At 37.3% G+C, this 20502-nt stretch carries 14 protein-coding genes; 13 read left to right on the top strand and 1 reads right to left on the bottom strand.

From position 1 onward, the window contains the following. Positions 1 to 1062: 1062 nt before the first annotated feature. The 11 genes from DU508_RS23060 to DU508_RS23010 all read left to right on the top strand — a co-directional run bounded on the left by DU508_RS23060 (position 1063) and on the right by DU508_RS23010 (position 14573). Entirely contained in the window at positions 1063 to 2007 is a 945-nt protein-coding gene (locus DU508_RS23060; RefSeq protein ID WP_115405026.1) for an outer membrane protein assembly factor BamD, read from the top strand. A gap of 7 nt (positions 2008 to 2014) precedes the next feature. Further along, positions 2015 to 2341: a DNA-directed RNA polymerase subunit omega gene (locus tag DU508_RS23055; protein WP_047798485.1), complete on the top strand. Its 327-nt coding sequence runs from the start codon at positions 2015 to 2017 to the stop codon at positions 2339 to 2341. A 79-nt stretch (positions 2342 to 2420) separates the two neighbouring features. Further along, a complete protein-coding gene (gene coaBC / locus DU508_RS23050; protein WP_115405025.1) occupies positions 2421 to 3617 on the top strand; it encodes a bifunctional phosphopantothenoylcysteine decarboxylase/phosphopantothenate--cysteine ligase CoaBC in 1197 nt (398 codons plus the stop codon). Then, positions 3614 to 4504 carry a type IX secretion system protein PorD gene (gene porD / locus DU508_RS23045; RefSeq protein WP_115405024.1) on the top strand — a complete coding sequence of 297 codons (891 nt, stop codon included), beginning with the start codon at positions 3614 to 3616 and terminating at the stop codon, positions 4502 to 4504. Before coaBC ends, porD begins: the two co-directional genes overlap by 4 nt. Positions 4505 to 4919: 415 nt before the next feature. Next, a complete protein-coding gene (locus DU508_RS23040; protein WP_115405023.1) occupies positions 4920 to 5291 on the top strand; it encodes a BlaI/MecI/CopY family transcriptional regulator in 372 nt (123 codons plus the stop codon). Between the two features lie 83 nt (positions 5292 to 5374). Next, on the top strand, positions 5375 to 7510 hold the full coding sequence (locus DU508_RS23035) for a M56 family metallopeptidase (protein ID WP_115405022.1): 2136 nt from the start codon (positions 5375 to 5377) through the stop codon (positions 7508 to 7510). A gap of 101 nt (positions 7511 to 7611) precedes the next feature. Beyond that, the gene (gene recN, locus DU508_RS23030) at positions 7612 to 9264 is read left to right on the top strand and encodes a DNA repair protein RecN (protein ID WP_115405021.1); all 1653 of its coding nucleotides are present in this window, start codon (positions 7612 to 7614) and stop codon (positions 9262 to 9264) included. 123 nt (positions 9265 to 9387) lie between these two features. Beyond that, a complete protein-coding gene (locus DU508_RS23025; RefSeq protein WP_115405020.1) occupies positions 9388 to 10638 on the top strand; it encodes a carboxypeptidase-like regulatory domain-containing protein in 1251 nt (416 codons plus the stop codon). 60 nt (positions 10639 to 10698) lie between these two features. Beyond that, entirely contained in the window at positions 10699 to 11940 is a 1242-nt protein-coding gene (locus DU508_RS23020) for a carboxypeptidase-like regulatory domain-containing protein (RefSeq protein WP_115405019.1), read from the top strand. 54 nt (positions 11941 to 11994) lie between these two features. Next, a complete protein-coding gene (locus tag DU508_RS23015) occupies positions 11995 to 13062 on the top strand; it encodes a PA0069 family radical SAM protein (protein ID WP_115405018.1) in 1068 nt (355 codons plus the stop codon). A 296-nt stretch (positions 13063 to 13358) separates the two neighbouring features. Then, positions 13359 to 14573: an IS4 family transposase gene (locus DU508_RS23010; RefSeq protein WP_115405017.1), complete on the top strand. Its 1215-nt coding sequence runs from the start codon at positions 13359 to 13361 to the stop codon at positions 14571 to 14573. A gap of 544 nt (positions 14574 to 15117) precedes the next feature. Here the strand turns inward: DU508_RS23010 and DU508_RS23005 are convergent. Then, entirely contained in the window at positions 15118 to 17667 is a 2550-nt protein-coding gene (locus DU508_RS23005) for an ATP-dependent Clp protease ATP-binding subunit (RefSeq protein WP_115405016.1), read from the bottom strand. Positions 17668 to 18293: 626 nt separating this feature from the next. Here DU508_RS23005 and DU508_RS23000 point away from each other — a divergent pair. Together DU508_RS23000 and DU508_RS22995 are read left to right on the top strand one after the other, a co-directional pair. After that, positions 18294 to 18614, top strand: coding sequence for a hypothetical protein (locus DU508_RS23000; RefSeq protein ID WP_115405015.1), 321 nt, complete (start codon positions 18294 to 18296; stop codon positions 18612 to 18614). A gap of 50 nt (positions 18615 to 18664) precedes the next feature. Continuing rightward, on the top strand, positions 18665 to 20191 hold the full coding sequence (locus DU508_RS22995; RefSeq protein ID WP_115405014.1) for a DUF4394 domain-containing protein: 1527 nt from the start codon (positions 18665 to 18667) through the stop codon (positions 20189 to 20191). The last annotated feature ends 311 nt before the right edge of the window (positions 20192 to 20502 follow it).

The raw sequence follows: 20502 nt of genomic DNA, 5'->3' as shown, positions 1-20502 counted from the left end.
CTTTAAAATCAAGCTTCGGAACTCTGTACTTGAATCCGTACTTCATTACCCCGCTTGCGCTACATTGACATCTCTTTTAAGAACTTCTCCGGCCTTGAACCTCGCGGCGGCCTCTTTGTGTATCTTCTCGCTTCCATCGGGCATGAGTCTTGTTCGTCTCTTCCCTGTTTCCGCTCGTTTTGATCTTTGTTCGTCGATCGTCGTGACATCCGCCACCTGATCTCTTTTTTCCCTTCGTTTCCGTTGGGAGTGCAAAGGTAGGAATCTTTTTCTGACTTCCAAATAAAAAACGATTTATTTTTTCGCCGTCCCTTTTTCCCTTTTGCCTTTCAATGCGCCGGCATTCCGACCGGCCCCCCGTTCCTTCCGGACCGGGCCGCAAAGGTAGCGATCTTTTTCTTCTCTCCAAATTTATTTTGAAAAAAAATCCAGGCCCTTTTCCTCTCTCACGATCCCCATGCCCAACCTTTCAACCTTACCGTCTCCTCCGAAGCGGGATGCAAAAGTAGAAAAAACAAACCGATCTCCAAAGTGTTTGTCGCTTTTGTTCCGATGTTCTCCCTAAGGCCCTGTCCATCAAAGGGAAAAAATAACGGGAGCGCAAAACATTTTATACCTTTTGCAGGTTTTAAAAGGTTGCCAGGTTAGTATATTAGTTTTTGAACCTTATTAGGCATAGAGAAAAATAGGTTGGTAACAGGGTTTGGGCTGTTATTTAAATCATATAGACATAGAGATCATATAGGTTGATGGGGAATTCGCTTTTTTGAGCAGGTGATCATTTGTTTGTTGCAGCGGCTGTGCCACCTAAACCCGACCGAAGTGGAAAACCCGCAGCGAGGTACGAGCGAGGATTTGAAACAAAGGGCGGGACAATACTCATATAATAGTAATAGCAGTGCTTTCCAAAATATCAAAAATGCATAGTATATATATGTACTGAGAAGCAATGATGCGTTATGTTAAAAATTGTTAACTGTATATATGTAGTGATTTGCTTTGCATAGCTTAGCGGCCAATTGTTTTTATTGATGTTATCGTATTATTAATTATCTTTGCAGAATGTTTAAAGTTAAACACTTAATTATTTTAGTATTTGTTGCCGCTTTGGGTATTGCGGGTTGTAAAAGTCGTTTCGAAAAATTGAGAGCGAGTAATGATGTTGCAAAAAAGTACCAGGAGGCTATTCGTTTATATAATAAAAGAGATTACAGCAAAGCATTGGTGCTTTTCGAAGATCTTGCCCAAAAATACCGTGGACGTGAACAGGCGGAAGATTTGAATTATTATTATTCGTATACCTTGTATAGACTTGGCGATTATACCACTGCAAGATATCAGTTTAAGAGCTTTGCAGATACTTATCCGGCAAGTAAAAATGCAGAAGAGGCACGATACATGGCTGCCTACTGTTATTATTTAGAATCACCGGCTTTCTCTTTAGATCAGGTAAATACTTATAAAGCTCTTGATGCTTTACAATTGTTCATCAACTTATACCCTAACAGTGATCGTGCCGCAGCGGCAGGAAAATACATTGCTGATTTAAGAGGTAAACTGGAAGACAAAGCTTTTGAAAATGCTAAAATGTACTTAACCACTGGCCCAAGTAATGTTGATAATTACAGGGCTGCAGTTATTGCTTTAAAAAATGCACAAAGAGATTATCCTGACATTAAATATGCTGAGGAAATGGACTTTTTAATGATTAAAGCACAATATTTATATGCTAAAAATAGTTATGTAATTCGTCAGGAAGATCGTTATAACGAAGCTATTGAATTATATACCGAATTTACTGAAAACCATCCTGATAGTAAATTTACGAGAGAGGCCAAACAGCTTAAGGCTGATGCTGAGGCTGGAATTGTTGCTACTAAAGAAGAACTTGCATTATATGCAGCCGATCAAGAAAAATACAGGCAAATGTTGATTAGAACCGGTAAACTAAAAGATACCGTTTCTACAAAACCAACTAACGCTGATAATACGAATATTAAAAATTAAGTAACACATGAATACTAACAAACCTGCTGTACCAAACACTACAGTTACCAGAAACGTACACGATTTAGATAGAACTACAGACAACTTATACGAATCTTTAGTTGTAATTGCTAAAAGAGCAAATCAAATTTCGAACAACGTTAAAGAAGAGTTGCACGGTAAATTAGCAGAATTTGCTTCTAGCAATGATAATTTAGAGGAAATTTTCGAAAACCGTGAGCAAATTGAAATCAGCAAGCATTACGAGCGTATGCCTAAGCCAGTTTTAGTTGCTATGGACGAGTTTCTGAATGGTAAAGTTTACCACAGAAATCCTGCTAAAGAACAAAAATAACATTAGCATAACGCATGGAGTTTGGAGCAGGGCGTTTTGTGCATACGCTCTATGCGCTATGCTTTAAACGCTTTGCCCGATGCTAAAAAACAAAAACATTATCCTTGGCGTTTGCGGTAGTATAGCTGCTTATAAGTCGGCATTTTTAGTTCGACTTTTAGTAAAAGCTGGTGCAAACGTTAAGGTTATTCTCACTCCTGATGGCGCCAATTTCATTACGCCACTTACCCTCGCCACGCTTTCTAAAAACCCTGTTTATACGCAGTATTTCGAAGAGGAAACTGGTGTCTGGAGCAATCACGTCGAATTAGGATTATGGGCAGATTTTATCATCATCGCCCCTATCAGTGCCAATACCTTAGCCAAGTTAGCTGCCGGAATTTGTGATAATTTATTAACTGCTGTTTATCTTTCTGCTAAATGCCCTGTATATGTTGCGCCGGCAATGGATCTGGATATGTGGAAGCATGAGAGCACACAAAACAACATAGACAAAATTTCAAGCTATGGAAACATCGTTATTTCTCCGGGAAGCGGCGAGTTAGCAAGTGGTTTATACGGCGAAGGCAGAATGGCTGAACCAGAAGAAATTATATTGTTTCTGGATAATGCGATTAAACAATCAATGCCTTTATACGGTAAAAAAGTAATGGTTACGGCTGGACCAACTTATGAGGCTATTGACCCGGTTAGATTCATTGGCAATCACTCTTCAGGAAAAATGGGATTTGCTTTGGCTGATGAACTTGCAAAATTAGGTGCAGATGTAACCTTAATTGCTGGTCCGACCGCTCAAAAAGCAAACTCTGATTTAAAAAGGATAGATGTGGTAAGTGCTGAGGAGATGTTTAATGCCTGCACATCCATTTTTCCTCAAACTGACATTACTGTTATGTGTGCTGCCGTTGCTGATTATCGCCCAAAAGTTATAGCTGGGCAGAAGATAAAAAAACAAGAAAGCGAACTCGTTTTAGCATTAGAGAAAACCGTTGATATTTTAGCATCATTAGGGAGGGATAAAAAGGCAAATCAAATTTTGGTCGGTTTTGCATTGGAAACTAACGATGAAGAAAATTACGCGAAAGGTAAATTAGAGAAGAAAAATCTCGATTTAGTGATCCTAAATTCTTTGAATGATAAAGGTGCGGGTTTCAAATCAGATACCAATAAAATTACTATTTTTAACAAAACATTGGAACGAACTGTATTTGAAACGAAATCAAAAACTGAAGTAGCTAAAGATATTTGTGCCGCAATTTTAAAAATTATAAAATGATAAAGAGGATTGTTTGGATCTTATTGTTGCTTGGCTCTGTGAAACTGCAAGCTCAGGAATTAAATGCCAGGGTTACTGTTCTTGCCCCTCAGGTTTCTAACATAAGTAAGCCAACTTTAGATGCTTTGCAGCGAACAATCCGTGATTTTTTGAGTAACAACAAATTCAGCAATGAAAATTATAAGCCACAGGAACGGATAGATTGCAGTTTTGTGATCACCATAAATTCCTGGGATGGCGGGTCTGGTTATACTGCCGAAGCTCAGATTCAAAGCAGCCGACCTGTTTTTAACAGCTCCTACAACAGCACTTTATTGAATATGAGCGATAAAAACTTCGACTTTAGTTACAATGATGGGGCGACAATTGATTTTTCAGACCAGAATTATATCTCTAATATCAGTGCACTTCTATCCTATTATGCATATACCATTATTGGTTTGGATAAAGATAGTTTTGCCAGAATGGGTGGAACGCCTTATTTTAAAAAAGCACAAAACATGATCAATTTAGCGCAGGCTTCCGGCAATACCGGATGGAGGGCAGCAGACGGATTGCGTAATCGTTTTTGGTTCAATGAGAATGTTTTAAATCCTATTTTTAGTGAATTAAGGGCTTTCATTTATAGCTACCACCTGAATGGTCTCGATCAATTAACGGATAATGATAAGGGCTTAACTCAAATCCTATCTGCTCTTCCTGCTTTACAACAAATGGATAAGCAAAAATTAGGTTCTATTTTTCCTAATGTTTATTTTGCATCAAAAGCCGAAGAAGTTACCAACGTACTCTCGAAACTGAATACTCAGGAACGCATGAGAGCTTATAACATGTTGGCTGAAATTGATCCTGCTAATATTGGTAAGTACGAAGGCTTGAAGAAATGATTTTGAGGGTTGGCCAATAACGCAAGTGCCATTAGGTCTTCAGATGAATCCGGGCATTTGTAGGTATTTGTCCAATAACTTTACATGAAACAGGCTTTGCTTTCTCAATAAATAATCACGTGTCTTTAAACCGTCTTTAACACAGATTGTCTTCGATGGGCAATTGTGATTTCCAATTACATGGAAATTAAAACACACTTCTCAAAAAAACACAACACGTTCAAAACAGTTTATACCTTTATCCGTTTAAACTTCATTCCTGCTTTTTCTTCTTTATTTTCGAGCTTGTGCAACGTTTTACTCCATTTAGCGTCTACTGATTAAATTGTTTTTGTTAAAAATCTGTTAAAATATTTTGATTATACGAATATCTTCGTACATTTGATTACGAAATAATTCGTACAACTTGTAACATATGATCAGTAGCAACATCAAACCAACAGAAGGCGAAATGGAAATCTTACAGGTACTTTGGCAAAAAGGCCAGGCAACGGTTAGAGAGGTTCATGAAGCATTAAATAAAAAAGATTCTGGCTATACCACTACATTAAAGTTAATGCAGATTATGCATGAAAAAGGAATGGTGGAGAGAGATACGAATCAGAAAACACACATTTATAAAGCAATTGTAAGTCAGGATAAAACAGAGAAACAATTGGTAACCAAAATGATTGATAATGTTTTCAACGGCTCAGCTGCCAGATTGGTTATGCAGGCATTGGGCAATCATCAGGCAAGTGCTGATGAAATTGATGAAATTAAGAAGTATTTAGATAGCCTTAAATAAGGCCGAGGGTTGAAAGGTGTAGGGTTTGGATCCCTAAAAAATGAATTCCGGATTAATTCCGCTAAAAAATTAAAACCACCGTTATGGAAACTTTAGTACAACAATTTATCAAAGCATTTGGCTGGAGCATTTTAAACTCACTTTGGCAAAGTGCATTAATTTATGGTGCACTGTTTATTATCATGCTTAGCTTGCCGAAACTAGCTGCGAGGTATAAACACAACTTAGCCTTTGGAGCAATCGTGCTGATGTTTATTGGCTTCGGTTATAACTTCATCAAACAAATGATGTTAAGTATGCCTAAAGAACCGATAGCCATGAATGCACAAAACATCCAGGTTTATCAATATTTTAACAATCTGCCTCCAAGTTTCAGTAGTAAGGCAGAGCAATATTTTCCTGTAGTGGTGGTGTTTTACATCATTGGTATCTTACTCCAGCTTTTTGTAATTGTTAAAGGATATCATCAATTATCAAAATTGAAAAAAGATAGTTTGAATGCTATTCCGGATAGTTGGAAAGTCATATTCGAGGATGTGATTACTAAATTAAAAATTAACAAATCAATTAAATTCCAGCTTTCTTCGATCGTGAATGTTCCATTGGTTATTGGTTATTTAAAACCGGTTGTATTGTTTCCCGTAGCATTAATCAATCAGTTAGACAATGATCAGGTTGAAGCGATTTTAATTCACGAACTATCTCATATCAGGCGAAACGACTTCCTGCTCAATCTGATTAAAACTGCTATTGAAACTTTGCTTTTCTACAATCCTTTTGTTTGGATGGCAGGGCGGTTTATTCATATTGAACGTGAACATGCTTGTGACGATCTGGTGCTAAAAATAACGGGAAAACCTTTAAACTATGCACATGCCCTGCTCAAACTGGAATTACTTAAAGATAAAACCAGTCCGGCTTATGCTTTAGCAGCAACAGGCAAAACTCAAAACTTATATCAACGTATAAAAAGAATAACAAACATGAAAACCAATTATTTAAACGCGAAACAGCAAATGGCTGCCTTAACATTAGGTATTGCTTGTTTGTTTTCCATCGCCTGGATTAATCCAACTGAGAAGAAAAAAGAAAACAAAAAGACTGTAAAAATTGAGGTTTCGCAAATACTGGGTACAAGTAATAATAACCAGAAAACCATTGTTTGCATTGACACCACCAAAAAACGTAAAATCAAAATTGTTACCATTGATGCCAATGGTAAAAAAACAGAATACAACTCGGTAAAAGAAATGCCAGACAGTATTCGCAAGGATTTTTACAGAGATGAGCTTTTCGAAGGTAAAAACGTATTCAGGCTTTCTATTGATTCTAACTTTAAGTTTAGAGATTCTTTATTCAGAACCAAAATTTATCGTGAGTTTAATTCGCCGGAAGCTCAGGCCAAATGGAAAAAAATTGGCGACGATATCGCTAAACAATATAATTCTCCTGAAGCTCAGGCCAAGTGGAAAAAGTTTGGAGAGGAAATGCAAAAGAAAATGAATTCTCCTGAAGAACAGGCCAAATGGAAAAAATTCGGTGAAGATATCGCTAAAGAATTTTCCTCACCAGAGGCTCAGGCCAAATGGAAAAAACTTAGCGAGGATATGGCAAAAGAATACGGATCACCTGAAGCTCAGGCTAAATGGAGAAAATTAGGGGACGATGTGGTTATTAAATTAAACACTCCTGAGTTTAGAACACAATTAGATCTGGCAAGAACAAGAGCATTAAAAAGCGTTGATGGGAAAAGATTAACAGAACTAACCAGAATAAGTGCAGATTCTTTGTTTAAAGGAAATCGTAATATGCTTCACAGTTTGGATGGTTCAGTATATTTCTTTAATGATAATTCAAATAATAAGGTAAGACAAACTGAGGAGTATAAAAAACTAAAAGAGAAATTTGATAAAGAAGTGAAAGAGCTGAAAGAAAAGATGGAGAAAAACGAACAGAAAGATAAAAAAGAAAAGCCTCAAAAAAGTGAGGCCAATGAAAGAAATTCCTACGTTTCACCGGCAGTAATGCTTTATAAAAATGAGAATTTTACCAACCCTGTAAAAACACTAGATACTCAATTGGCTGTAGTTACCTATAGTGGTCCTGATTTTTCTAATCCAGATCAGAAATCTGTTAAAAGTTTTGTGAATATGAATGCTACGACTAACATCAATGTATCCAGCTTAACAGGATCGGTTAGCAGTGTTATCGTGAAATAAATATTAAAACCACACAAATACCAAAAACGGCGGAGATTTATCTTCGCTGTTTTTGTTTTAGGCCCTTGGTAAAATAACTTTTTACTATTTTCGTAGTCTGTATGCTACAAAAACTTTCTATTCGTAATTACGCATTAATCGATAGCCTTGATATCGAATTTGATAAAGGCTTAAATATTATTACTGGCGAAACCGGTGCAGGTAAATCTATCATTTTAGGTGCACTTTCTCTTATTTTAGGTCAGAGAGCCGAAAGTAAATATTTTTTTAATCAGGATAAAAAATGCGTTATAGAAGGCAGCTTTATTTTAGCTGATGATCATTTAAAAGAAATTTTTGAGGAGAATGACCTCGATTTTTTTAATGAAAGCATTTTACGGCGCGAAATTTCAATCGACGGAAAATCAAGATCATTCATTAATGATACTCCGGTTAACCTCACCATACTGAAACAAATTGGCGAAAAACTGATTGATATTCATTCGCAACATGCCACACAGGAAATTAATGATGCCGACTTCCAGCTATTGATAGTTGATTCACTGGCAAACCACAAAGCGTTATTATTCGATTACAGAACTGGTTTTAAAAAACTGAAGCAAGATAATAATCAGTTAAAAAAATTAATTAGCGATGCGAATGAAGCCAGAAGCAAGCAGGATTATGAGCAGTTTCTGTTCAATGAATTAGAGCAGGCTAACCTTAAAGCAGGAGAACAGGAAGAACTGGAACAAGAATTAGAAAGACTTACGCACGCTGAAACAATCAAAAGAGCCTTGCTTACCGCTTCAGGTTTATTGACAGAAAGTGAACCTTCAGCACTACAAGTATTAAAAGAGGCACAGTTACAATTACAGGGAATTGAAAAGTTCGACCCCACAATTAATGTACTTTATGAACGCCTGAGATCATCAATAATCGAGATTAAAGATATTGCCGATGAAGTTTCTGGTATTGAAGAAAACACATTGCATAGCGCTGATCGCTTGGAAATGATCAATCAACGGTTAGATGTGTTCTATTCACTGCAGCAAAAACACCGCGTTTCCAATAATGATGAATTATTAGAAATACAAAATCAGTTAGAGCAAAACTTAAATCTGTTGTTATCTTCTGATGAAAATATTGAAAAACTACAGCAAGAAATTGAACAGCTTAAAAGTGATTTAATCAGGCTAGCTCATCAATTAAGCTCAAATCGTAAAAAAGCAGTTAAAATTGTAGAGGAGCAAACCAGTAACACGCTCAAAAAAGTTGGCATGTCAAATGCAAAGTTGATTTTGGATCAAAAAACTTTAGCTGATTTAGGCAAGGATGGTTTGGATGAAATTAATTTGTTGTTTACAGCAAATGCCGGACAAACCCCAGCGCCAGTAAATAAAGTTGCATCAGGCGGAGAATTATCAAGATTGATGCTTGCCATTAAAGCTTTATTGGCAAAACATACTTCATTGCCAACCATTATTTTCGATGAAATTGACACAGGAATCTCTGGCGAAACTGCTCTGAAAGTTGGAGAAGTAATTTCAGATTTAGGGCAGAACATGCAGGTAATCTCCATTACCCATCTACCACAAATTGCCGCCAAAGGTAAGTCACACTACTTTGTACATAAGAATGAAACCGGCGGAAAAACAACAACCGGAATTCGCAAATTAAAGCAAGAAGAACGAGTTGAAATCATTGCTGAAATGTTAAGTGGCAAAAATCCAGGTGCATCGGCAATGGAAAATGCTAAGGAATTATTGGGGTAATTAAAATAAACATAGTTAACCTATTAATTCTGGTTTATTAATATACCCTCAAACATTATGGAAAGTTAAGTATTGCTCTGGTGTACTTCTTGACAATTTAAAACTAAAACACTAGTTTTAAATATGAAATTGTTTTGCTCCATCCTATTTTTTTGTTTAACAGCAATCGCATCATTTGCACAGAATTTTACTTTAAGTGGTGTGGTTAAAGATAAGCGCGGTGATGTTCTACCTGGCGCTGGAATATATGTGAGTGGTTATAAAATTGCCACAGTTTCTGATAATGACGGTGCATTTATCTTAAACTTAAAATCGGGAAATTATGATTTACTCGTCCAGCTAATTGGTTATAAAGCCTTGAATAAAAATGTTGTTATTACCGACCGAGCTGTAAAAATCGATTTAATCTTAGAAGAAAGCGTTACACAGTTAGCTGATGTAACCATAAAGCCCGATCCAAACAGACAATATTATATCAATCTTTTTAAAAATTTCTTTATTGGAACAACACCTAATGCCGAAGAATGTAAAATTGTTAACCCCAATGTTTTAATTATCGATTATGAAAAAGATGATTCACGGTTAACTGTTAAAACAAATCAATTTTTAATTATCGATAATCAGGCACTTGGCTACAGAATAAAATACTTACTTAACGAATTTCAGTACGATTATAAATCCAAGATCATTTATTTTGAAGGCTATCCATATTATGAAGATTTAAAAGGTTCTGAAAGAAGGAAGAGAATATGGGAAAAGAAACGTTTAATAGCCTATCAGGGTTCTCCACAACATTTTTTTAAATCGCTTTACCAGAATAAGGCAGTTGAAGAGGGGTTTATCATTAATAAACTAATTACGAGTCTTAATCCAGATAAACCTTCAGACAGTGTTATTAATGCGAACATAAAACGCTTAACTGAAAAGCAAATGAGCTTATCGGGCAGAATCACGATTGGACATGACCAGAATGATTCATTGAGCATTTGGATGAGAAAAAAAAATCTACCTAACGGAATATCAATCTTAAATCGGGCGGCCGTTTTGCAGGATACTCTGGTTAAAAATTTCAACGAAAATATAAAAGCCATTAATTTCACAGATAAACTTTATATAGTTTATACTAAGGAGATGGAAGACCCGATGTTCTCCAATCGAATTGGACAATCTATATCAAGACCTTTGGATATGCCGAATTATCAAATTTCTACCATAACCTTACAGGTTGCTCCAGTGTATTTTTATGAAAATGGTGGCATTTATAATCCACGCTCAATGTTATACTCGGGCTATTGGGCATGGGAAAAAATTGCAGATAGCGTGCCCATGGATTATATTCCCGATATAAATCAACAAAACAACCGCAAACGTTAAAATTGTTAAAATAATTTTTCTGCATTCGTAATATTATAGCTTTTGGTTACATTCGCTGTCATGATCAAAAGCCTGTTGGTATCACTAATTCTTCTTTTTACTGGTGCTAATGTAATCGCTCAAAATACTTTTACAATCAGTGGAATTGTAAGAGATAATAAGGATGGGCTCCCGGGAGCAAGTATTTATCTAAGCGGCTACAAAATTGCTACAGTTGCAGATAATGATGGTAAATTTAAACTGTCAAACCTGAAACCGGGAAATTATGACTTATTGGTTCAAATTGTCGGTTATCTCCCCTACTCCAAAAGTGTAATTATTTCAGACAAATCAGTTGAAGTCGAACTTATTTTAAAGGAAAATGTGGCTCAATTGGATGAGGTTGTGGTTCGGGCTGACCCTAATCGCCAAAAGTATATTAACCAGTTCAAAGAGTTCTTCATTGGTAAATCACCAAATGCGCTTCAATGCAAAATTTTAAACCCACAGGTACTCAATGTTGATTTTGACATCACCAAAAGTACTTTAACCGTTTCTACAACAGAATTTTTAGTTGTAGAAAATAAAGCTTTAGGTTATCGGTTAAAATATATGCTCGATCATTTTGAGTATAATTCGAGAACACGCATTATTTATTATTCCGGCCACCCCTTTTTCGAAGAGCTAAAAGCCTCTGCAGCCAAAAAGAAAAAATATATAGCTGCCCGTGAGATTGCCTATTATGGTTCTTCTCAGCATTTCTTCAGATCTTTATACAACAATACAACAAAAGAAGAAGGGTTCATCATTAATAAAATGCTTAAAATCCCCAATCCGAATCGGTACCCTGAATATGTGATTAATACTAATTTAGAGAAAATAAAAACACTGCCGGAAAAAACAGGGATAAGAAAAAGTGCCGGAAAAATAGACACTGCGTTGCTCGCTTTTTGGACTAAACAAAAAGAAATGCCAAGAACCATTGATAAATTTTCAAGAGCAGAAGTACTGCCCGATACATTAGTGCACTACTACAATGAAAATCTTAAATACCTTAGTTATACTGATGCGTTGATCATTCAATATACCAAAGAGAAAGAATCTTTAGCTTATTCAAAAACAGGATTCTGGATTTTCAGGCCCTTAGATGTTCCGGAAAACGAAATCTCTGTCGCAAATTTAACTGGTCCAGGCGTACGTTTTTATGAGAATGGCGGTATTCACGATTCCAGATCGCTTTTATATGAAGGTTATTGGGCCTATGAGAAAGTGGCAGATATGGTTCCTATGGATTATGTGCCCCTTCCAAAAAATCAGAACTGACAAAATTCTTTCCACATTGAATAAAATTACTAAAAATATTAGTAATTTTAACTTATGATCAGCGAGGAAGAAAAACCATATTTTAAGGGAAGAGGAGCTCAGTTTAATCCCCATAACAAATTTTTAAAAGATGTTTATGTAAAGGAATACAGTGAGGGAATTGATGATTGGGAAGAAAGCGATCGTAAAACCTCATTTATTTTTGAAAACGGTAAAACCATCGTTAATAAAGTAGATAGTCCGGATGTGGGAATGGCTTATTCCTTAAACCCATATCAGGGTTGCGAACATGGCTGTACCTATTGTTATGCGAGAAACGCTCATCAATATTGGGGCTACAGCGCGGGATTAGAGTTTGAAAGAAAAATCATTGTTAAAAAAGATGCGCCAGCACTCTTCAAAAAATTTCTGGAGAAAAAAGGCTGGGATGCCACCACAATTTCTTTGTCAGGCAATACAGATTGTTATCAGCCAGCTGAGCGGAAGTTTAAACTGACCAGACAATTGCTCGAAATAGCTTTGGCTTATAAACAGCCCATTGGAATGATTACCAAGAACTCATTAATCCTGCGTGATCGTGATATACTGCAGGAAATGGCAAAGTTAAATCTTTGCATGGTTTATGTTTCCATCAACAGTTTGAATGAGGATCTTCGGCAAGTGATGGAGCCCAGAACCACTACAGCTAAACAACGATTAAAAGTAGTGGAAGAGCTGAGCAAAGCAGGAATACCCGTGGGTGTAATGGTCGCTCCGCTGGTTCCGGGTTTGAGCGATCACGAAATTCCAAAAATTTTAAAAGCAGTGGCAGATGCAGGCGCCATTCATGCCGGATATACAGTTGTAAGATTAAATGGCGCCATTGGGCCAATATTTGAAGATTGGTTACACAAAAATTTTCCCGATCGCTTTGAAAAAGTCTGGCACATGATTCAAAGTTGTCATGGTGGAAAAGTTAATGATAGCAGATTTGGAGATAGAATGCGGGGCGATGGAAACATCTCAAAAATGATTAAAGATAATTTTAAATTGCATTGCAGGTTAAATGGACTCAATGTGAAAGACATTATGCTTGATCACAGTTTGTTCAAGGTTCCAAGCGATCAGATGAGCTTATTTTAATTTGGGTTCAACAGCAGTTCAGAAGTTAAGCACAATTTTTTGTCCTTCTGAGTGAAACGAAGACTGTGAAGCAGCTACAAAGTAAATCCCTAACCTACAAGCATTGCACTTGGTTTATTACTGACTTTGTTTTTATAAGAGGTGCGGTGCTGTGTTAAAGTTTGTATTTCATCGCCTGGAGATTCTTCACTGCGTTCACTGTTGTCCGGTAAACTATTTTAGATAAAATAAAAGGGGTTGCTTTAGGCTTCCCCTTTTTGTGTTGATATTTGAGTTACCACACTTAAACATTCAACATGAGCAAAAGTACTTTTTTTACCGGACAGCCGGTATTGAATCAGTTACTGAATTTGATAGACCGCAATTCAGTAAAGGCACTGGCGAGGGTGGGTCAGCATGACCGTTATTATCGTTATTTTGACACTTATACGCACCTGGTCACGATGCTTTACTGTGTGCTCAATAAATGCACAAGTAGCCGTGAGGTGGTGAGTGGGATGCAGGCCTGCAGTAACAAGCTTCAGCATATTGGCATAAAAAAAGCTCCTGGAAGAAGCACTTTATGCGATGCGAACATGAAACGCTCCTACAAAGTTTTTGAGCAGTTGTATCAACAGCTCTACCGCAGATATGGACGGTTTTTACCGGACAGCCGGCAGGCATCGGTCTCCAAACTTTTCATCGCTGATTCATCCACCATCACTTTGTTTCAACAGATACTCAAAGCGCCAAGCCCCGGTAAGCTGAATGGAAAGCGAAAAGGGGGCATCAAGGTCCATACGCTCATGGATGCCCTGGACGATGTTGCGGTCCAGATAAGTTTTACAGCCGCCAGCGCCAATGACATGTCCTTTTTAAAGGAGATCAACCTGGAAGCTGGCTCATTCATCGTTTTTGACAAAGGTTATGTTGACCATGGCGAATATCAGCGGATGGATGACAATGGTGTTTTTTTCATCACCCGGCAAAGGAAAGGCGCCAGTTATGTGGAAACAGGTTCAAACCCGGTCAGCGGGGAAGAGAGTGATGCCGGGATAATGGCTGACCGATCGATCGTTATCGGCACAAGGACCCATCGTAAGAAAATAAAGCTTAAGACCCGACAGGTCACATTCTTTGATAAGGAAAAAGGCAGGACATTTGAATTTCTGACCAATGATTTCTCATTATCGGCTTTACAGATAGCCGATCTTTATAAAAAACGATGGCAGATCGAAATTTTGTTCAAGAGGGTCAAACAGAATTTTCCACTTAAATGTTTTTTGGGCGACAATGAAAATGCCATCAAAACACAGATATGGTGTGCTTTTATCGCAGATCTGCTCATCAAACTCGTTCAGGTGCAACTTAAAAGAAAATGGGCCTTCTCAAATCTGAGTTCAATCATCAGGTTGCATCTGATGAGCTATATCCACCTGTTTGATTTTTTGAATGATCCAGAACGGCCATTCAGCCAATCCAAGGCACATCAATTGAAACTCTGGGGCTTGGATATCGGCTTTAAAACATAAACCCCTTATTTGAGTCTAAATCATGACTTTTTCCCAATAAACGTCTTTTACCGGACAACAGTGCACTGCGTTCAGAATGACAGTGGTTAAATGGGTTTTGTCATTCTGAGTGAAACGAAGACCGCGAAGCAGCTACGAAGTAAATCTGCAACCTACAAGCATTGCACCAGCTTTATTACTGACTTTGTTTTTATAAAATCATGGTATTTAACTTGCGTTTCATTACCTAAAGATTATTCATTAACAATTCAGAAATGTTACAGCGGATAGATGACAATTATTTCGCAATAAAACAATAATCTGAAAATCTGCGGCGAGGTTATCTTAATAACTTAACTGCAAATATTTATGCCAGATTTGGCGGTACCTCACAAACCAGAGTGCAGGGGTTCCAAATATGTTATGCATAAAAAAAGAGGCTGTCCAATAAGCCTCTTTCAGTTGTCATCTCCAATGATTGTGAATCTTAGGCAGTATTACTACCATTCAAGATGTCCCGGCTTTCACGGAATAACGGATTGATTTTTTGGACAGCCTCTATAATTTATTTGCTTGAAGAATCTTCTTCTTTAGGTTCTTCTTTTTTCTTTTCGCCTTTTTTGTGATTTACGGAAATCAACTCTGTTTTTTTATCGTAATCGATTTCTAAAACATCACCTTCTGTTAACTCACCTTTCAAAATTTCTTCGGCAATTGGATCTTCCAGATATTTTTGAATGGCTCTTTTTAACGGACGCGCACCAAAATTACTATCAAAACCTTTTTCAGCGATATATTCTTTAGCGTTTTCAGTTAATGCAATTTCATAACCTAAAGTATGAACGCGACCAAACAAAGCTTTTAATTCAATATCAATGATTCTGAATATTTCATCTTTACCTAAGCTATTGAATACTACCACATCATCAACACGGTTTAAGAATTCAGGTGCAAAAGCACGTTTTAAAGCACTTTCAATTACACCTCGGCTGTGAGATTCTGCCTGGTTTGTTTTCGCTGAAGTAGAAAAACCAACACCCTGACCGAAATCTTTTAGTTGACGGGCACCAATGTTAGAAGTCATGATGATGATTGTATTTCTAAAATCAACTTTACGACCTAAACTATCTGTTAACTGACCTTCATCTAAAACCTGCAATAAGATATTGAATACATCGGGATGGGCTTTCTCAATCTCATCCAATAAGATAACGGCATAAGGTTTTCTTCTCACTTTCTCAGTCAGTTGTCCGCCTTCTTCGTAACCTACATATCCCGGAGGCGCTCCCACCAAACGTGAAACCGCGAATTTCTCCATGTATTCACTCATATCAATTTGAATCAGTGAATCATCACTATCAAACATGAAACGAGCTAACTCTTTTGCCAATTCTGTTTTACCAACACCAGTTGGGCCTAAGAAAATAAATGAACCAATTGGTTTTTTAGGATCCTTTAACCCCGCTCTTGTACGTTGAATGGCTTTGGTTAATTTCTTAATCGCATCATCCTGACCGATGATTTTCTCTGCCACTTTATCGTACATATTCAATAGCTTCTGGCTATCGGTCTGTCCAACACGCTGTACCGGAATACCAGTCATCATGGCAACTACTTCTGCTACGTTATCTTCTGATACCTCGTAACGTTTAGTTTTGGTTTCCGCTTCCCACTCCGCTTTCGCTTTATCTAATTCTTCAATTAAATTTTTCTCTGTATCGCGAAGTTTAGCCGCTTCTTCATATTTCTGACTGCGAACAACTTTGTTTTTCTCTAACTTGATATCTTCGATTTTAGCTTCGATATCAATAATATTTTGAGGAACATGAATATTCGTTAAGTGAACTCTTGAGCCTGCTTCATCTAAAGCATCAATCGCTTTATCTGGAAGGAAACGATCAGAAATATAGCGTGATGTTAAAGTAACACAAGCTTGAATAGCCTCATCTGTGTAAGTTACACCATGATGTTCTTCATACTTATCTTTAATACGTGTTAAAATCTCAACAGTTTCATCCGGAGTGGCAGGTTCAACCATTACCTTTTGGAAACGACGATCTAAAGCGCCATCTTTTTCAATATACTGACGGTATTCATCTAAAGTAGTTGCACCGATACATTGAATTTCTCCCCTTGCCAAAGCTGGCTTGAACATGTTTGATGCATCTAATGAACCAGATGCACCACCAGCGCCAACGATGGTATGAATCTCATCAATAAACAAAATAACATCAGTAGATTTTTCCAGTTCGTTCATCACGGCTTTCATACGCTCTTCAAACTGACCACGATATTTCGTGCCTGCCACTAATGAAGCCAGATCTAACGTAACCACGCGTTTGCCAAATAACACACGCGAAACTTTACGTTGTACAATGCGTAAGGCTAAACCTTCAGCAATTGCCGATTTACCAACACCCGGTTCTCCAATCAAAATCGGATTGTTTTTCTTTCTACGGGATAAAATTTGCGATACACGCTCAATTTCTTTCTCGCGGCCAACAATCGGATCTAAGCGACCTTCTTCAGCAGCCTTAGTTAAATCACGACCGAAGTTATCCAAAACCGGAGTTTTAGATTTGATATCCGAAACCTTTTTAGGTGTACTAAAGCTTTCTTCTTCACGATAATCATCATCACCCCCTGTGGAGGCGCTGTTTGAAATATCATCTCTGAAGCCGTTTTTATTTACTTCAACCTCTTGTTTAAAAACATCATAAGTAACACCGTATTGTAACAGAATTTGAGAGGCAATATTATCGTCATCTCTTAAAACTGATAGCAACAAATGCTCGGTACCTATTAAATCGCTTTTAAATATCTTAGCTTCTAAGTAAGTAATTTTTAAAACTTTTTCTGCCTGTTTAGTTAACGGAATGTTCCCCAGGTTAACTGTAACGCTCGAAGTACCGCGAACGGCATCTTCAATCGAGCGGCGCAACTTACCGGTATCAACCCCCAACGATCGTAAAATTTTTATAGCCATACCATCGCCTTCGCGGATGAGGCCCAATAATAAATGCTCGGTTCCAATGTAATCATGCCCCAAACGGAGCGCTTCCTCCCTACTAAAAGAGATTACATCTTTAACCTGTGGTGAAAATTTTGCTTCCATAATACCTTTCTTAACAGCTACGTCCCTAAACTATAAAATAAAATTATAAAAAGAGTATCTGCTGTTTTGTTTATTTTATCAACAATTGCGCCATATAGGTGGATAAAGAGGCTTTTACTAGCCCGAAAACCCAACAATTAATGTAAGAATATCGTTGCGATAAAAGAATTAATGTCTTATATCTATATACGTAATAACTGTTTTACAGGTTTTAAAGGGGTATTCTAAATTAAAAACCGCTCTTACCTTATTCATTGTCTGTTTATTGTAAGGATTTTACAGGAGTCTTAAACTGACAAATTGTAACTTTTAACTAAGGCAATTTACATGTTTTGACAGAAAAATAAAAAGTTTAGTGACACCTTTTTGATCATAAAACAGACAAAAATCAAATTGTTATTTTTAAAGCCCTCTTAAGCCTGTAAAAACAACTTATAAATAATCGTTTTTGTTTTAAAATCTAAACACAAAAATAAGTAGGGCTGGCTCATTCATGATGTTTCTTCAGCGAATGGGATTGCTTTTCGATACTCCTATAACCAACAGACTTTAAGATATTTTTTATCTCTAAAATCCATGTGATTATATTCAACGTATATGTTGTTTAGACTCCAAAATGCGGATTTATGGCATCTTTTTATCAAAAGCTTTTTATTACATTAATTCTGCTTATCGCATTTACGAGCAGAATTGTTGTGTATGCAATGCCTTTACCGAAGCTGACTACGGAGATGATTAAAGAACACCCTTCGGAAAACGCTGAAAAATCCGAATCTTCAGAAAAACAAAATCAGTTAGAAGAAAAAATTAAACTTACAGACCTGTTTCTGGATAATGCCTCGAATGTTAATTTTACCTATAATCATGCCTTAAAGAATAATTTATATTCTGGCAATTTCATTTTAACATACTGCCACCTTCAGGTACCTGAACAACCTCCAAAATAGAAGTTTAAACTTCTATCCAAAATATCTTATTCATATTAAACTTTAAAACCATGATGAAAACTAAACACTTTATCATAATGGCCCTGTTTGCCTTTATGATCCCGGCTTTATTTTCTGCTTGTAAAAAAGACAGAAACAATAACAATGATGAAATGCTGGTTCCAGGTCCGGATGTTAATTTTTACGCCTTAACTGCCGATAGCAAATTATTGTTGATTAATGCTAAAAACCCTTCTTCCGTTACTGCTCAGGTCAGTATTTCGGGTTTACAAACAGGCGAAACCATTTTAGGTATCGACTTTCGTCCGGCAACAGGGCAATTGTACGGTATAGGAAGTACCAGCCGTTTATACGTAATCGATTACAAAACAGGCGTGGCCAGATCAATTTCTACTGCTCCATTTACACCAGCATTAAACGGGACTTCGGTAGGCTTTGATTTTAACCCAACAGTAGACCGGATTCGTGTAGTAACCAATACGGGTCAAAATCTTCGTTTAAATCCAGAAACCGGGACTGTGATGATTGCAGATGGTGCAATTAATGGCATTACCAATGCCAGAATTTCTTCAGTAGCGTACACGCAAAATAAAGCAGGAGCAACCACCACTGTACTTTTTGACATTGATGCCGCCACCGATAAACTTTACAAACAAGATCCACCGAATGATGGAAAACTCGTTGAGGTGGGAAGCTTAGGCTACGATGTTAATGAAATGGGCGGATTCGACATCAATCCTGATGAATCAGCTGCCATTGCAGCATTATCGGTTGGAGGTACATCAGCATTATATACTGTTGACACGAATACCGGAAAAGCTTCTAAAATTGGAAACCTGCCCGTAAACATCACTGCATTGGCCATTCCTACTGAGCCTGTGGCTTATGCAGTATCCAATAATAACGAATTGTTAATTTTCAACCCATTGGCAGCCACTCCAACTGTAAGCATCAAATCCATCACTGGCATTCAAACAGGCGAAAATATTTTGGGCATCGATATGCGCCCTCTAAACGGACAGCTTTACGCTTTGGGTAGTACAAGTCGCATTTATACCATAAATGCATCATCCGGAGCAGCTGCAGTGGTTGGTACAGCACCACTCACTGCATTATTAAATGGCACACAATTCGGTTTTGATTTTAATCCAACAGTAGACCGGATTAGAATTGTAAGCAATTTAGGCCAGAATTTACGTTTCAATCCTGCTGATGGAAGTGTCATCGTTGATGGAAATATTTCTTTAGCAACCGCAGCAATATCCGGAGCGGCATATACCAATAATTTCGCTGGCGCAACAACTACAGTACTGTACGATATTGATTCAACAGGCGATAGACTATATAAACAAGATCCACCTAATAACGGAACTTTGATTGATGTTGGTCCTTTAGGGATTAACGTAGAATCAAACAATGGTTTTGATATTGGTGGAACAAGTGGATTGGTGTATGGTTTATTTACTGTAAATGGAACACAAAGGGTTTACAGTGTCAATTTAACCACTGGCGCAGCTACAGCTGGCGCCACAATCACAAACCCGGCAAGAGCTTTTGCTCTAGGTATAGGTTTCTAAGAAGAAAGGTTTTATCGATTGAAGACTTCATTAATAATGTTGTTTTCAATTGTTTTCATGCTTGCTTCTCAGGTCTTCGTGATGCTCAGAATGACAAGTATATTTGGGCCTTGTCATTCTGAGTGCAACGAAGACCGCGAAGCAGCTACGAAGTAAATCTATAGCCCAAAGGTGTTGCATCTGGTTTACTGCTGGCCTTGTTTTTAAGAGGTGTGGTGCTGTATTAAAGTTTGTGTTTCATCGCCTGGAGATTCTTCACTGCGTTCAGAATGACAGTGGTTAAATGGATTTTGTCATTCTGAGTGCAACGA

The sequence above is a fragment of the Pedobacter chinensis genome (assembly GCF_003339865.1).
GTDB lineage: Bacteria > Bacteroidota > Bacteroidia > Sphingobacteriales > Sphingobacteriaceae > Pedobacter > Pedobacter chinensis.
This window is presented reverse-complemented; position numbering and strand designations above follow the sequence as displayed.

Coding starts and splice junctions, on each gene's coding strand:
- DU508_RS23060 (WP_115405026.1), top strand. CDS start 1,063: ATGTTTAAAGTTAAACACTTAATTATTTTAGTATTTGTTGCCGCTTTG.
- DU508_RS23055 (WP_047798485.1), top strand. CDS start 2,015: ATGAATACTAACAAACCTGCTGTACCAAACACTACAGTTACCAGAAAC.
- coaBC (WP_115405025.1), top strand. CDS start 2,421: ATGCTAAAAAACAAAAACATTATCCTTGGCGTTTGCGGTAGTATAGCT.
- porD (WP_115405024.1), top strand. CDS start 3,614: ATGATAAAGAGGATTGTTTGGATCTTATTGTTGCTTGGCTCTGTGAAA.
- DU508_RS23040 (WP_115405023.1), top strand. CDS start 4,920: ATGATCAGTAGCAACATCAAACCAACAGAAGGCGAAATGGAAATCTTA.
- DU508_RS23035 (WP_115405022.1), top strand. CDS start 5,375: ATGGAAACTTTAGTACAACAATTTATCAAAGCATTTGGCTGGAGCATT.
- recN (WP_115405021.1), top strand. CDS start 7,612: ATGCTACAAAAACTTTCTATTCGTAATTACGCATTAATCGATAGCCTT.
- DU508_RS23025 (WP_115405020.1), top strand. CDS start 9,388: ATGAAATTGTTTTGCTCCATCCTATTTTTTTGTTTAACAGCAATCGCA.
- DU508_RS23020 (WP_115405019.1), top strand. CDS start 10,699: ATGATCAAAAGCCTGTTGGTATCACTAATTCTTCTTTTTACTGGTGCT.
- DU508_RS23015 (WP_115405018.1), top strand. CDS start 11,995: ATGATCAGCGAGGAAGAAAAACCATATTTTAAGGGAAGAGGAGCTCAG.
- DU508_RS23010 (WP_115405017.1), top strand. CDS start 13,359: ATGAGCAAAAGTACTTTTTTTACCGGACAGCCGGTATTGAATCAGTTA.
- DU508_RS23005 (WP_115405016.1), bottom strand. CDS start 17,667: ATGGAAGCAAAATTTTCACCACAGGTTAAAGATGTAATCTCTTTTAGT.
- DU508_RS23000 (WP_115405015.1), top strand. CDS start 18,294: ATGGCATCTTTTTATCAAAAGCTTTTTATTACATTAATTCTGCTTATC.
- DU508_RS22995 (WP_115405014.1), top strand. CDS start 18,665: ATGATGAAAACTAAACACTTTATCATAATGGCCCTGTTTGCCTTTATG.